12 protein-coding genes are annotated in these 13,306 nt (G+C 70.2%); 3 read left to right on the top strand and 9 right to left on the bottom strand.

Features of this window, described 5'->3' with window-relative positions; translation table 11 throughout:
* Positions 1–92 precede the first annotated feature (92 nt).
* The 5 genes from ACFSC0_RS13675 to ACFSC0_RS13655 all read right to left on the bottom strand — a co-directional run bounded on the left by ACFSC0_RS13675 (position 93) and on the right by ACFSC0_RS13655 (position 3,175).
* Positions 93–953 (bottom strand): sigma-70 family RNA polymerase sigma factor, encoded by an 861-nt coding sequence (locus ACFSC0_RS13675; protein WP_377283604.1) that lies wholly within the window; start codon positions 951–953, stop codon positions 93–95.
* Between the two features lie 9 nt (positions 954–962).
* The gene (locus tag ACFSC0_RS13670) at positions 963–1,517 is read right to left on the bottom strand and encodes a hypothetical protein (protein WP_377283605.1); all 555 of its coding nucleotides are present in this window, start codon (positions 1,515–1,517) and stop codon (positions 963–965) included.
* Entirely contained in the window at positions 1,517–1,903 is a 387-nt protein-coding gene (locus tag ACFSC0_RS13665; protein WP_377283606.1) for a hypothetical protein, read from the bottom strand. Before ACFSC0_RS13665 ends, ACFSC0_RS13670 begins: the two co-directional genes overlap by 1 nt.
* Before the next feature lie 154 nt (positions 1,904–2,057).
* Positions 2,058–2,750 (bottom strand): HAD family hydrolase, encoded by a 693-nt coding sequence (locus tag ACFSC0_RS13660; RefSeq protein WP_377283607.1) that lies wholly within the window; start codon positions 2,748–2,750, stop codon positions 2,058–2,060.
* The gene (locus tag ACFSC0_RS13655) at positions 2,747–3,175 is read right to left on the bottom strand and encodes a DUF1330 domain-containing protein (protein WP_377283608.1); all 429 of its coding nucleotides are present in this window, start codon (positions 3,173–3,175) and stop codon (positions 2,747–2,749) included. The genes ACFSC0_RS13660 and ACFSC0_RS13655 overlap by 4 nt, the downstream gene beginning before the upstream one ends.
* A 162-nt stretch (positions 3,176–3,337) precedes the next feature.
* On the opposite strand from ACFSC0_RS13655, the gene carA reads away from it, so the two are divergent.
* Entirely contained in the window at positions 3,338–4,504 is a 1,167-nt protein-coding gene (carA, locus tag ACFSC0_RS13650) for a glutamine-hydrolyzing carbamoyl-phosphate synthase small subunit (RefSeq protein ID WP_377283609.1), read from the top strand.
* Positions 4,505–4,509: 5 nt separating this feature from the next.
* Positions 4,510–5,130, top strand: coding sequence for a GNAT family N-acetyltransferase (locus ACFSC0_RS13645; protein WP_377283610.1), 621 nt, complete (start codon positions 4,510–4,512; stop codon positions 5,128–5,130).
* Positions 5,131–5,133: 3 nt separating this feature from the next.
* Here ACFSC0_RS13645 and ACFSC0_RS13640 read toward each other — a convergent pair whose 3' ends face one another.
* The 4 genes from ACFSC0_RS13640 to ACFSC0_RS13625 all read right to left on the bottom strand — a co-directional run bounded on the left by ACFSC0_RS13640 (position 5,134) and on the right by ACFSC0_RS13625 (position 9,699).
* Positions 5,134–5,541 carry a cupin domain-containing protein gene (locus ACFSC0_RS13640; protein ID WP_377283611.1) on the bottom strand — a complete coding sequence of 136 codons (408 nt, stop codon included), beginning with the start codon at positions 5,539–5,541 and terminating at the stop codon, positions 5,134–5,136.
* A gap of 163 nt (positions 5,542–5,704) precedes the next feature.
* Positions 5,705–8,755, bottom strand: a complete 3,051-nt coding sequence (locus tag ACFSC0_RS13635; RefSeq protein WP_377283612.1) for a TonB-dependent receptor domain-containing protein — start codon at positions 8,753–8,755, stop codon at positions 5,705–5,707.
* Between the two features lie 216 nt (positions 8,756–8,971).
* Entirely contained in the window at positions 8,972–9,388 is a 417-nt protein-coding gene (locus ACFSC0_RS13630) for a cupin domain-containing protein (RefSeq protein WP_377283613.1), read from the bottom strand.
* Positions 9,389–9,471: 83 nt separating this feature from the next.
* Positions 9,472–9,699 (bottom strand): hypothetical protein, encoded by a 228-nt coding sequence (locus ACFSC0_RS13625; RefSeq protein ID WP_377283614.1) that lies wholly within the window; start codon positions 9,697–9,699, stop codon positions 9,472–9,474.
* A gap of 256 nt (positions 9,700–9,955) precedes the next feature.
* Between ACFSC0_RS13625 and carB the strand changes: the two genes are divergently transcribed.
* On the top strand, positions 9,956–13,246 hold the full coding sequence (carB, locus tag ACFSC0_RS13620; RefSeq protein ID WP_377283615.1) for a carbamoyl-phosphate synthase large subunit: 3,291 nt from the start codon (positions 9,956–9,958) through the stop codon (positions 13,244–13,246).
* The last annotated feature ends 60 nt before the right edge of the window (positions 13,247–13,306 follow it).

The following is a 13,306-nucleotide window of genomic DNA, read 5'->3' as shown; positions in this document are numbered from 1 at the left end:
TAGATCGCGCCGGGCCGGTGAGTCTCAGGCTCTGGCGCCGCGGGGGGTGACAGGTAGCGCCTGCGGCGCAACCAGTCACCGAAGCGCACCCCTCACGCCGGCAGATGCCCCAGCTTGTCCGGGTTGCGGACCATGTAGATGCCCTTGAGCTTGCCGTCGGGGCCGGGCTCGAAGGCCACCGTGGCCGGGCCGTCCTCGCGCACCAGGATGACGCCGAAGAGGCCGTTGATGCGGACGGGCTTGAGCTCGAGGGCGGCGTAGGGCTCGGCTTCGCGCCAGGCCAGCCCCTGCAGCAGGCGCAGCACGTCCTCGCGGCCGATCAGCGGGCGCAGCGAGGCCTTCCGCTTGCCGCCGCCGTCGGTGATCATCACCGCATCCTCGGCCAGCAGCTCGCCCAGGGCGGCCATGTCCCCCTTCGAGGCCGCGGCCATGAAGGCCATGGCCAGCCGGCTCGCCTCCTCCTGGCTGACCGAGAAGCGCGGGCGGGTGTCCTTGACGTGCGACCTGGCCCGGCTGGCGAGCTGGCGCACCGCCGCCTCGCTGCGGCCCAGGGTCTCGGCGACCGAGGCGTAGTCCTCGTCGAACACGTCGTGCAGCAGGAAGACCGCCCGCTCCAGCGGCGAGAGCCGCTCCAGCGCCAGCAGGAAGGCGATCGAGACGTCCTCGGCCCGCTCGACCGGATCGTCGGTCAGCTCCTCGATGAGAGGTTCGGGGAGCCAGGGACCGCGATAGGCCTCGCGCCGCACCTTGGCCGCCCGCAGCCTGTCGATGCACAGGCGGCTGGTGGCGCGCACCAGCCAGCCCTCGGGGTCGGCGACGTCGTCCCCCGCCCCGCTCCATCGCAGCCAGGCGTCCTGCACCGCATCCTCGGCCTCGGCGACCGAGCCCAGCATCCGGTAGGCCAGCCGCATCAGCCGCGGGCGGTGGGTCTGGAAGCTCTCGGTCTTGTTCATCGGATCACCTTACGCCGCCAGCGCCGGCGCGTGGACCACGGGCGCGGCCTCGCCCGCCACGACGATGCGCGAGCAGGCCTTGCCGTAGCCGAGGGCGTACTTGAGCGTCGGGTACATGCGGGCCGTGGTGATGGCCATGGAGACGGCGACCAGGCCCTTCTCGCCCCAGCGGCGGACGATCTCGTCTCGCAGGGGATCGGCCTCGAGCATGTCGCGGGTCAGGCTCGCCCGGGCGAACCGCCAGGCCAGCGCCGCGGCCTCGCCCATCCCCGCCTCGTCGCCGGCCAGGATGGCGCGCAGCACCTTGGGATCGACGCCGCCGGCGGCGGCCATGTCGACGCTGATCTGGGTGCAGGGGCCGCAGTCCTCGGCCAGGGTCCCGGCGATGCCGGCGGCGGCCAGGGATTCGGCGGGCGCGGCCTTGCGGTCGACGAGGCCGGTCAGCACCGAGAATTTCAGCAGGCTCATCGGCGCGGCCTTCAGCACGAAGCGCATGTAGCTGGCGTCGTAGCGCCAGGTCTTCTCGAGCTTGTCGATCCCGACCTTCAGGAATGCGCGCAACATCAGGCTCTGGCCTCCGCTCTGTGGGTGACGGCGATCAGGAGGGCGAGGGCGGCGGGGAGAAAGACGCCGGCGAAGTCGCGGGCGACCATCCGGAGGGGCTCGGACCCGCAGGCGGCGTCGTAGACGTGGATCGCCGCATGCAGGGTCAGGAACGCCGCGCCGGCCGCCAGCGCCGGCCAGCCCTGGCGTGGACGCCAGGCGAACCAGGCCAGCCCTGCGGCCGCCACCAGGTAGGCCGCGCCGATGTCGCGCACGAAGTGGGGATTGTAGGGGCCCGTCTGCGGGACCCCGTCCACCGCCCCGTACCACCAGAAGCCGGCGAACAGCATCGCAAGGCCGTTGGCCCCCAGAACCGCCGCCAGTATCCCGCTGATCCACCGGGCCATCGCCCTCGCCTCCTGATCTTGAAGGGCAGGACGGATGGGGCGGCGGGGTTGTGACATGGCCGGCCCCGGGGACGGTGACAGGTAGGGCTTTCGCCCAACCAGTCACCGGCGGGCCACGGTGACCGGTTGCGCCGCAGGCGCTACCGGTCACCCCTCACGAGATCCCCTCGATCCACCCCGGCAGCTCGGAAATGTTCGAAAGCTCGGCGAACCTGGGATGGTCGAGGGGCGCGTCGGCCATCTCGTGGGACCAGACCAGCGGATAGGGCACGTGGGCGGCCCAGGCGCCGGCCTCGAGCGCCGGCAGGATGTCGGAGCGCACGGAATTGCCGCACATGACGGCTTCGGCCGGCCCTGTGCCGTGGCGGGCGAACACGCGGCTGTAGGTCGAGGCGTCCTTCTCCGAGACGATCTCCACCGCGACGAACAGATCGCCCAGGCCGGAGGCGGCCAGCTTCTGCTCCTGGTGAAGCAGGTCGCCCTTGGTGATCAGCACGAGCCGGTAGCGCTCGGAGAGCTGCGCCAGCGCCTGATCGACACCGGGCAGCGGCTCCACCGGCTCGCTCAGCATCTCGCGGCCGGCGGCCAGGATCTCGCGGATGATCCGCGGCGGCGCCTCGCCGCCGGTCAGCTCCATGGCCGTCTCGATCATCGAGAGGGTGAAGCCCTTCACCCCGTAGCCGTAGAGCCGCAGGTTCCGCTTCTCGACCTCCGCCAGCCGCTGCTCGAGCATCTCGGGCCCGGCGACGTCTGCCAGCAGGTCGAAGAACCGCTGCTGGGTCAGCCGGAACAGGCTCTCGTTGTGCCAGAGGGTGTCGTCGGCATCGAGCCCGACGGTGGTGATCACTCGCCGAAGCCCTCCCCCGGCGTCAGGGGCGAAAGGCGGATCAGCCGCGAGTCCGCCACCGCCGCGGTGCGGTGCTTGACGTGCTCGCGGTACTCGGGGTCGCGGACCATGTCGATGAAGGCCTGGGCGGTGGGGTATTCGACGATGAAGGCCAGGTGCCAGTCCTCGCTGCGCGGCCCGGTCACCGTCACCTGCGGCCGGCCCGTCCAGACCTGCCGTCCGCCCAGCCGCTTCAGGATGGGCGCCGTCGTACGGCCGTAGGCGCGGTAGGCGTCCAGGCCCGTGTGGCCCTTGCCGTGGTCCGGGTGGTCGGAAGGATAGTCGGCGAGGTCCTTCAGCCGGATCAGGTTCAGCATCTGGATCGGCTGGTCGCGCGGGAGGTCCTTGAACTGCTCCCAGGCCTGGCGATCGGGGTCGATGTGCATGGCGGCCTCCTGTGAACGTGAACCTAACGGCCGCTTGGCCGCGGGTCACCGCATTGACGCGACCCTTGAGTCTCACTAGGTACGCGGCCGTTTGTGCGGCGGGCGGGGTTCACCTCGGCCCGCCTTTTTGCAAGCATCCCTCAACCGCTGGAGCCCACGCCCATGACCTCGCTGCTGCCTGGAGTGACCGGCGTCCTGGTCCTGGCCGACGGGACCGTCCTGCAAGGGGTCGGCGTCGGCGCGGTCGGCGAGGCCGTGGGCGAGGTCTGCTTCAACACCGCCATGACCGGCTACCAGGAGATCCTGACGGACCCCTCCTACATGGCCCAGATCGTCGCCTTCACCTTCCCGCACGTCGGCAACGTCGGGACCAACGTCGAGGACATCGAGCAGATGTCCGGCTCGGCCGAGACCGCGGCCCGGGGCGCCATCTTCCGCGACATCCCCACCGCCCCGGCCAACTGGCGCGCGAACGCCGACCTGCCCACCTGGATGAGCCGCCGCGGCGTCGTCGGCCTGGCCGGCGTCGACACCCGCGCGCTGACCAAGCGCATCCGCGAGACCGGCATGCCGCACGCGGTGATCGCCCACAATCCGGAGGGCCGCTTCGATCTCGAGGCCCTCATCGCCCGGGCCCGCGCGTGGAGCGGCATCGTCGGCCTGGACCTGGCCAAGGACGCCAGCTGCCTGCAGCCCTTCACCTACGAGGAAGGCCTGTGGGCCTGGCCGCGCGGCTACACCAAGCTGGACGCGCCGCGGTACGAGGTCGTGGTCGTGGACTACGGGGTGAAGCGCAACATCCTGCGGGCGCTGACCTCGGTCGGCGCGCGGGCGACCGTGGTGCCGGCCAGCACCTCGGCCGAGGACATCCTGGCCCGCAAGCCGGACGGCGTCCTGCTGTCCAACGGCCCGGGCGATCCGGCCGCCACAGGCGCCTATGCGGTGCCGGAGATCCGCAAGCTGGTCGACAGCGGCACGCCGGTGTTCGGCATCTGCCTGGGCCACCAGATGCTGTCCCTGGCGCTCGGCGCCAGGACGGTGAAGATGGAGCAGGGCCACCACGGGGCCAACCACCCGGTGAAGGACCTGACCACCGGCAAGGTGGAGATCGTCTCCATGAACCACGGCTTCACCGTCGACCGCGACAGCCTGCCCGCGCCGGTCGTGGAGACCCACGTCTCGCTGTTCGACGGCACCAACGCCGGCATCGCCCTGAAGGACCGGCCGGTGTTCTCGGTGCAGCACCACCCGGAGGCCTCTCCCGGCCCGACGGACTCGCTCTACCTCTTCGAGCGGTTCGCCGACCTGATGGACGAGCAGAAGGGCTGATCCGGATGGCGGAGGCGTTCTGGAGCCCCGGATCGCCGCCGCCCGAGCGGATCGTCGACATCCCCACCCTCGCCTCCGAGCGCCTGCTGGTGCGGCGGCTGTGCGCCGACGACCTGGAGGCCTGCCACAGGCTGTGGCTCGACATCGGCTATGCCGACGCGGCCCTCGACGAGACCGCCAATCGCAGCCGCCGGGCCGAGTGGCTGGCCTGGAGCCAGGCCAACTACGATCAGCTCTCGGGCATGATGCAGCCCCCCTACGGCGACCGGGCGGTGGTCAGCCGCAAGGACGGCCGCTTCCTGGGCGTCGTCGGCCTCGTGCCCGCCTACGGGCCCTTCGATCAACTGCAGCACACGGGCCTGGAGGAGCCGACGCGGTTCTCGCCCGAGGTCGGGCTGTTCTGGGCGGTCTCCCCGCCCGAGCGGGGCCTGAACGTCGCCAGCGAGGCGGCGGAGCTGCTGATCGCCTACGCCTTCGAGGCGCTGAACCTCAAACGCATCGTCGCCACCACCGAGCGTGACAACGCCGCCTCCCTCGGCGTCATGCGCCGGCTGGGCATGACGGTGTACGAGAACCCCTACCCGGAGCCCGCGTGGTTCCAGATGGTGGGCGTGCTGGAGGCGTAGCCGCTAAAGCCCGCCGACGGTCGCGGCGGCGTCGGTGGCGGGCAGCTGGTCGATGACGTAGATCTCGACGGGCTCGTCGCCGACGGCCTTGGCCATGTGCCAGTCGCCGGCCGCCTCGGTGGCCATCTCGCCGGCGCCGACGAGCTGTTCCTCGCCGGTGACGAGGTTGGAGACCTTCAGCTGTCCCGAGGCGACGAACAGGTGGCGGATGTAGGGCTGGCGGTGCTCGGCCAGGCTCGCGCCGGCCTCCAGCCGCTGCTGGGTGATGGCGACCTGGACCTTGCCCTCCAGTTCCGGATCGGCGGCCAGGCCGGCGAGCGCAGGCGGGGCGACGGGCCCGGCCGGCGCGGCGGCCAGCGCGAGGCTGGGGGCTGCGACGAGGGCCAGAGCGGCGATGGCGATTGTTCTCATTATGGTACCTCCCTGCCCCGCTCGTGCACGCCGGGCGCCAAGCGTTAGCATATTGTTAAGCTTTGGCGAGGGGGGAGGTTCCACCGCCCCGGACTGGGCGGCGCAACGAAAGAGGGCGGGAGCCGAAGCCCCCGCCCTCCTCATGTGAAGCGGTCTGGCCGCCTTAGAAGCGGGCCTTCAGCCCCATGTAGAAGAAGCGACCCATCGGTCCGACCGGGGTCGGGCCCTGGGTGAAGGCGCCGGCCGAGGTCTGGGCCACGCCCGCCGTGCCGCGGTCCGGCAGCTGGTTGGTGAAGTTGTTCACCCCGGCGTAGGCCTGGTAGCGCCCCTGGAAGGTGCGCTGCACCTGGATGTCGTGCGTCGCGCGTTCGGAGTAGGTCCAGTACGCGTCCGGCACGTAGTTCGGTTCGGCCGCCCGACGCTCGTCGGTGAAGCGCTTGGTCTCGTCGAACCAGTTGAAGCCGTAGTTGACCAGCCAGTCGCCGTAGGTCCAGGTCGCGTCGAAGTTGGCCTGCCACTTGGGCGCGCCGGCGTAGCCCAGCTCGCTCGAGGGCTCGGCGCCTTCGAGCTCGGTGAACTGCAGCTTGGTCAGGCGGTTGGCCAGCAGGGTGAACTGGAAGGTCCCGATGTCCCGCTCCACGCCGAAGTCGGCCGGATCGAGCGCGTACTGGACGGCCAGGTCGAAGCCCGCGGTCTCGTACTCGGAGACGTTGATCGAGTACTCCTGGAAGGAGTCCACGAACTGGGTGCCGGGGTCGCGCGTGAAAAGGCCGCAGAAGTCGTTCGGCTGCGGCAGGTCATAGCAGCTCTCGATGATGGTGTTGGCCGTGAACCGGTTCACCGCGTCCTTCAGGGTGATGCGGTAGTAGTCCAGCGCGATCGAGAGGCCGGGCACGAAGCTCGGCGAGTAGACGAAGCCCAGGGTCTGGGTGTCGCCCGTCTCGGGGCCGAGGTCCGGGTTGCCGCCGACCGTCCCCTCCACCGACGACGAGGTCGTGTTGATGAACTGCGTCGTCGCCGGGTTGAAGCCGAGCGCGGCCGTGCAGTTCGCCACCCGATGTTCGGTACCGGCCAGGACGTTGCGGGTGTCGCAGGGGTCGGTGATCAGCGCGAAGGTCTGGACCTGCGGCAGGTACAGCTCCGAGATGTTCGGCGCCCGGACCGCGCGGGCGCGGCTGGCGCGGATCATCAGGTCGTCGGTCACCTTCCACTGGGCGCCGATGTTCCAGGTGTCCGTCTGGCTGATCGTCGAATAGTCCGAGAACCGGTAGGCGAGGTTCACGTCGAACGACTCCACGAACGGCAGGTCGCGGACGATCGGGACCGCCAGCTCGCCGAACAGCTCGTAGACGTCGAACTCGCCGTTCTCCACCGCGCCCTGGCCGAGCCAGGTGACGTCGAAGCCGTGCTGGGCGCCCAGCAGTTCCTCGGCCGACGGCGTGAACAGGCTCTTCTCGAGGCGGTACTCCGCGCCGAGCACGAAGCCCACCGGGCCGGCGGGAAGCTCGAACGCGCCCGAGCTGTCGCCGGAGACGTAGGCGCTGACCACATGCTGCTCGATCTCGGCGCTCGAGGCGGCCGTGCCGTTGATCCAGGCCCGCGCCTCGGGCGAGATGGTGTTCTCGCCGAAGATGTTGACCGGAACGCAGCCGCCGCCCGTGCCGAGCGCGGCCCAGGCCGCCGGGTCCACCGTGCGCCCGCCGTAGATGTCGCCGACCGGCATCCCCGAGGCATCCAGGCTGGAGCGGCAGACGATCTGGCCCGTCGCCGGGTCGCGGACCGCGTCGATGGCCGCATACCAACGCAGGTTGTTGCGGTTGTTCAGCTCGAGGTTGTTCTCCTTGGTCTTACCGTAGACGTAGGAGACGTTGTAGCCGACGGTGTCGGTCAGATCGCCCTCGACGCCCACCACCGTGCGGAACGTTTCGCGCTCGATCTCGCGGATCACCTGGCCGAGATCGAAGTTGTCGCGCGCCACCAGCACCCCGGGCTGGTCCAGCCAGGTGTCGGCCGCGTTGCCCAGGCCGCCCGCGGCCGTCGCATCGGCCAGGATGGAGGCCGGGATGAACGGGTTGTCGAGCGGAACGAAGATCCCGTAGTCGAAGGTCGGCTGCGAGGTGAAGCTGGTCTTCGAGTTGTTGTACTTGACGTTTGCGAACAGCCGGTGGTTCGGCGCCAGTTCGTACTCGGCGCTGGCGTAGCCGGTCCACCGCTCCAGGCCCGGCGTCAGCTCGGTCTGGAACAGGTCGGTCGGGCTGCCCGAACCGCCCAGCATGCTGAAGCCGCCCACGTAGATCCCGTCGCGCCAGGGCTGGCCGTCGCCCTGGAAGCTCACGCCGGACAGGCTGCCGGCCTCGGCCGCGTCGACGCGGGTGTAGACCCCGCCGCCGAGGGCGGTGTCGATGTAGCGGACGTCCCGGCCGAACACGAGCCGGGTGTCGCCCCAGGCCGCCGGGTCGAGGCCCGGGTTGTCGGCCATGTAGCGGGTGGGGTTGTTGACCAGCACCTCGCGGCTGCCCGCGCGGGTGAAGTCGCGGTCGCGCGGGTCGAGCGCGTCGGTGTTGGAGTATTCGACCAGGCCGGTGAGGTTCAGCCGCCCGTCGAGGAAGTCCTTGCCGCCCAGCACGCTGACGAAGGCGTTCTCGCCGCCGCCCAGGTCCGACCAGCCGTACTGCGTCCGGACGTCCAGGCCCTCGAAGTTCCGCTTGGTGATGAAGTTGACGACCCCCGAGACGCCGTCGGCGCCGTAGACCGCCGAGGCGCCGCCGGTGAGCACCTCCACGCGGTCGATCAGGGCGACCGGAATGGAGTTGGTGTCCACCGACGAGGAGCCCGGCTCGCCCGCCACGTGGCGGCGGCCGTCGACCAGCACCAGTGTGCGCTTCTCGCCGAGATTGCGCAGGTTCAGCAGGTTCAGGCCCACCAGGCCGCGGTTGCCCGCGTCGGCCAGGTCCTGGCTGTCGGTGGAGCCGACCAGCGCCGGATAGCTGGTCATCAGGTCGGTGACGTTGGTGATGCCCGACCGCTCGATGGACTCGGCCGTCACGGTGCTCACCGGATTGGGCGAGGAGAAGTCCTCGAGCCGGATCCGGGAGCCGGTGATGACCAGCTCTTCGACTTCGGTGTCTTGGGCGAGCGCCGTCTGCGGCGCGAAGGAGGAGAAGGCCGCGGCGGTGAGGACCGTCGTGGCGAACAGGCGAGAACTGATGCGCATTTGAACCCCGGTGACTCGTACTGGGGTCGTGCACACCACGCGCATTGGCTGTGCGCATCCCGAGTCTTACGGATCGGCCGGGCTTCGCCGCAAATGCGCGCTCAGGCAGCATTTCCGCCGCAAATTGCGGCATTTAGGTCACATTTAGAGCGAGCCGCGGTCGACGAACTCCGCTGCAACCATGCCGCGTATCGTCGCTCGCCGAACGTCGGGCGGCTAGGGCGCCCGACGCTCCATGTTGGCTTCCCCCGGCGGCGCCTGGTCGATCACCAGCAGGCGCACGTCCTCGGCGCCGAGGGCCTGGCCGGTGTGCCACTGCCCCAGCGCCTCGACCGCGAAGTCGCCCACCTTCAGCTCACGGGTCTCGCCGGTGTCGAGGTTCTTCACGGCGACGCGGCCGGCCAGCACGCGGATGTAGCGGGGATAGGGGTGGCGGTGCTCGGGAAGGCTGGCGCCGGCGGGGATCAGCGTCTCGGAGACGCTCACCCGCACCGGCCCCTGCGGCAGGCGGATCGGCTGGCCCGAGAGGGTGGCCTCGTACTGGCCGACCGGCGTCGTCACCGGTGCGACCGGGGTCTGGGCGACGGCCGGAGCCGCCAGCGCGGCGAGGATCAAGACGGACGCGAGCTTCATGAGGCCTCCTGCCGGCGCAGGATGCCCCGCTTTGCGCGAAGCCGAAAAGATGCTCCCGCCGCGGCGGCCCCCCTAAGCCGCGGCTAGTGGGCGGCTTCCTTCTTCGTGGTCCGCTTGGCGGCGCGTTTGGCGGCGGCGGCCTCGACCTTCTCGGCCTGGCGCTGGGCGGCGGCTTCCTCGAGCGCCGGCAGGAGCTCGGCGGCGGCGGCCTGCTGCTTGGCCGAGCCCTCTTCCGAAAGGCGGCGGGCGTTGGCCAGGAGGTTCTTCAGGCCGTCGTCGTCGAGTTCCGGGATCTTCTCGATCAAGGTCATTCCAGGAAAGTCTCCATCGGCGTCCGCACGGAACGACCGCGCAGGCATATCATGTGATAAGGCCAAGGTCGTCCGATGGTTCCGAATCCGGCCGATCACGAGGTCTGGAACGGCCCCGGGGCGCAACCTTGCAAGCTCTCCCTTGCCCTGTCCCGACTCCGCCTCTAAACGGGCGACTTAACCTGCAATCCGGTCGGTGAAGGCCGCGCGGCGCGCCGCGCGACCCGGCCTTGGCGCGCGAGAAGAGCCCCAGAGAATGCCCAAACGCACCGACCTCAAGTCGATCCTGATCATCGGCGCCGGGCCCATCGTGATCGGCCAGGCCTGCGAGTTCGACTACTCCGGGGTGCAGGCGTGCAAGGCGCTGCGCGCCGAGGGCTACCGGATCATCCTGGTCAATTCGAACCCGGCGACGATCATGACCGATCCGGAGATCGCCGACGCCACCTACATCGAGCCGATCACCCCCGAGATGGTCGCCAAGATCATCGAGAAGGAGCGGCCGGACGCCCTGTTGCCGACCATGGGCGGCCAGACGGCGCTGAACACCGCGCTGGCCCTCGAGCGCGCCGGGGTGCTGGAGAAGTACGGCGTCGAGATGATCGGCGCCCGGGCCGAGGTGATCGACAAGGCCGAGGACCGGCAGAAGTTCCGCGACGCCATGGACGCCATCGGGCTGGAGAGCCCCAAGTCGCACGTCGCCCACACCCTCGAAGAGGCCATGCAGGCGCTCGACTTCGTCGGCCTGCCGGCGATCATCCGGCCGTCCTTCACCCTGGCCGGCACCGGCGGCGGCATCGCCTACAACGTCGAGGAGTTCCGCGAGATCGTCGAGCGGGGCCTGGACCTGTCGCCCACCACCGAGGTGCTGGTCGAGGAGAGCGTGCTCGGCTGGAAGGAGTATGAGATGGAGGTGGTCCGCGACAAGGCGGACAACTGCATCATCGTCTGCTCCATCGAGAACGTGGACCCGATGGGCGTCCACACCGGCGATTCCATCACCGTCGCCCCGGCCCTGACGCTGACCGACAAGGAATACCAGCGCATGCGGGCGGCCTCGATCGCCGTGCTGCGCGAGATCGGCGTCGAGACCGGCGGCTCCAACGTGCAGTTCGCGGTGAACCCGGCGGACGGGCGGATGGTGGTCATCGAGATGAACCCGCGGGTGTCGCGCTCCTCGGCGCTGGCCTCCAAGGCGACGGGCTTTCCCATCGCCAAGGTCGCCGCCCGGCTGGCGGTCGGCTACACGCTCGACGAACTGAAGAACGAGATCACTGGCGGGGCGACCCCGGCCTCCTTCGAGCCGTCCATCGACTACGTCGTCACCAAGATTCCGCGCTTCGCCTTCGAAAAGTATCCGGGCGCCGAGCCCTACCTCACCACCTCGATGAAGTCGGTCGGCGAGGTGATGGCCATCGGCCGCACCTTCGCCGAGAGCCTGCAGAAGGCCCTGCGGGGACTGGAGACGGGCCTGACCGGCCTAGACGAGGTCGCCATCGAGGGCGCCGACGACGCCGAGACCGGCCGCGCCGCCGTGCTGCGGGCGCTGGGCCAGCCGACGCCCGACCGGCTGCGGGTCATCGCCCAGGCCTTCCGCGAGGGCCTCTCGGTCGAGGAGGTGAACGCCGCCTGCGCCTACGAGCCCTGGTTCCTGCGCGCGATCGAGGCCCTGGTCCGCCAGGAGGCCCGCATCCGTGCGGCCGGCCTGCCGACCTCGGCCCCCGAGTTCCGGGCCCTCAAGGCCATGGGCTTCTCCGACGCGCGGCTGGCCCGCCTGACCCACACCACCGAGGCCGAGGTGCGCGAGCAGCGCCGGGCGCTGGGCGTGCGGCCCGTCTTCAAGCGCATCGACACCTGCGCCGGCGAGTTCCGCGCCGAGACGCCCTACATGTACTCGACCTACGAGACCGGGGCCCTGGGCCAGATCCCGGACGACGAGAGCGACCCGTCGGACCGCAGGAAGGCCATCATCCTCGGCGGCGGCCCCAACCGCATCGGCCAGGGGATCGAGTTCGACTACTGCTGCTGCCACGCCGCCTTCGCCCTGGACGACATCGGGGTGGAGTCGATCATGGTCAACTGCAACCCCGAGACGGTCTCCACCGACTACGACACCTCCGACCGGCTCTACTTCGAGCCGCTGACCGCCGAGGACGTGCTGGAGCTGATCGAGACCGAGCGCTCGCGCGGCGAGCTGCTCGGCGTCATCGTCCAGTTCGGCGGCCAGACGCCGCTGAAGCTGGCCGCGGCCCTGGAGCAGGCGGGCATCCCGATCCTCGGCACCAGCCCGGACGCCATCGACCTGGCCGAAGACCGCGAGCGGTTCCAGCAGCTGCTGCACCGGCTGAAGATCGCCCAGCCGGTCAACGCCATCGCCCGCTCCGACGAGGAGGCCTTCGAGGCGGCCCGCCAGGTCGGCTTCCCGGTGGTGATCCGGCCCTCCTACGTGCTGGGCGGCCGGGCCATGGAGATCGTCCGCGACGAGGAGCAGCTGGCCCGCTACGTGCGCGATGCGGTGCAGGTCTCTGGCGACAGTCCGGTGCTGATCGACCAGTACCTCTCGCGCGCCACGGAGGTGGACGTCGACGCCCTGTGCGACGGCGAGCAGGTGTTCGTGGCCGGCGTCATGGAGCACATCGAGGAGGCCGGGGTGCACTCGGGCGACAGCGCCTGCTCCCTGCCCCCCTTCTCGCTGAAGCGCGAGACCATCGAGGAGCTGAAGCGCCAGACCGAGGCGATGGCCAAGGCGCTGAACGTGCGCGGCCTGATGAACGTGCAGTTCGCCATCGAGGAGCCGCAGTCGGAGAACCCCCGTATCTTCGTGCTGGAGGTCAATCCGCGGGCCAGCCGCACGGTGCCCTTCGTCGCCAAGACCATCGGCAAGCCGCTGGCCGGCATCGCCGCCAAGGTGATGGCGGGCCGCAAGCTCTCCGAGTTCGACCTGACCGAGACCCCCTACGACCACATCGCGGTGAAGGAGGCGGTGTTCCCGTTCGCCCGCTTCGCCGGGGTGGACACGGTGCTGGGGCCGGAGATGCGCTCCACCGGCGAGGTGATGGGCCTGGACTGGGTGCGCGAGGGCGAGACCCTGGCGCCGGCCTTCGCCCGCGCCTTCGCCAAGAGCCAGCTGGGCGGCGGCACCATCCTGCCCAAGACCGGCTGCGTGTTCGTCTCCGTGAAGGACGCCGACAAGCCTTGGATCGTCGAGCCCGTGCGGCTGATGGTCGAGCGCGGCTTCAGGATCCTGGCCACCGGCGGCACCTGCGACTACCTCGCCGAAAAGGGGTTGAAGGTCGAGCGGGTGAAGAAGGTGCTGGAGGGCCGCCCGCACATCGTCGACGCCATGAAGAACGGCGAGGTGCAGCTGGTCTTCAACACCACCGAGGGCAAGCAGTCGCTGGCCGACAGCTTCGAGATCCGCCGCTCGGCCCTGATGATGAAGATCCCCTACTTCACCACCGCCGCCGGCGCCCTGGCCGCCGCCCAGGCCATCGCCGCCACCGCCGAGGACACCCTCGAGGTCCGGCCGCTGCAGGCGTATGGGTAAATAGACCTCTCCCCGCTTGCGGGGAGAGGGTTGGGTGAGGGGTCGCCGCCGCAGGCGGCG

Source organism: Phenylobacterium terrae, from assembly GCF_042681205.1.
GTDB lineage: Bacteria > Pseudomonadota > Alphaproteobacteria > Caulobacterales > Caulobacteraceae > Phenylobacterium > Phenylobacterium terrae.
Note: the sequence above shows the minus strand (reverse complement) of the source record. Positions and strands in the feature narration are given on the sequence as shown.

What these genes read in the sequence shown, in the direction of transcription:
- carA (WP_377283609.1), top strand. Translation starts at nt 3,338, where the DNA reads ATGACCTCGCTGCTGCCTGGAGTGACCGGCGTCCTGGTCCTGGCCGAC.
- ACFSC0_RS13635 (WP_377283612.1), bottom strand. Translation starts at nt 8,755, where the DNA reads ATGCGCATCAGTTCTCGCCTGTTCGCCACGACGGTCCTCACCGCCGCG.
- ACFSC0_RS13640 (WP_377283611.1), bottom strand. Translation starts at nt 5,541, where the DNA reads ATGAGAACAATCGCCATCGCCGCTCTGGCCCTCGTCGCAGCCCCCAGC.
- ACFSC0_RS13645 (WP_377283610.1), top strand. Translation starts at nt 4,510, where the DNA reads ATGGCGGAGGCGTTCTGGAGCCCCGGATCGCCGCCGCCCGAGCGGATC.
- ACFSC0_RS13655 (WP_377283608.1), bottom strand. Translation starts at nt 3,175, where the DNA reads ATGCACATCGACCCCGATCGCCAGGCCTGGGAGCAGTTCAAGGACCTC.
- ACFSC0_RS13630 (WP_377283613.1), bottom strand. Translation starts at nt 9,388, where the DNA reads ATGAAGCTCGCGTCCGTCTTGATCCTCGCCGCGCTGGCGGCTCCGGCC.
- ACFSC0_RS13670 (WP_377283605.1), bottom strand. Translation starts at nt 1,517, where the DNA reads ATGTTGCGCGCATTCCTGAAGGTCGGGATCGACAAGCTCGAGAAGACC.
- ACFSC0_RS13625 (WP_377283614.1), bottom strand. Translation starts at nt 9,699, where the DNA reads ATGACCTTGATCGAGAAGATCCCGGAACTCGACGACGACGGCCTGAAG.
- carB (WP_377283615.1), top strand. Translation starts at nt 9,956, where the DNA reads ATGCCCAAACGCACCGACCTCAAGTCGATCCTGATCATCGGCGCCGGG.
- ACFSC0_RS13675 (WP_377283604.1), bottom strand. Translation starts at nt 953, where the DNA reads ATGAACAAGACCGAGAGCTTCCAGACCCACCGCCCGCGGCTGATGCGG.
- ACFSC0_RS13665 (WP_377283606.1), bottom strand. Translation starts at nt 1,903, where the DNA reads ATGGCCCGGTGGATCAGCGGGATACTGGCGGCGGTTCTGGGGGCCAAC.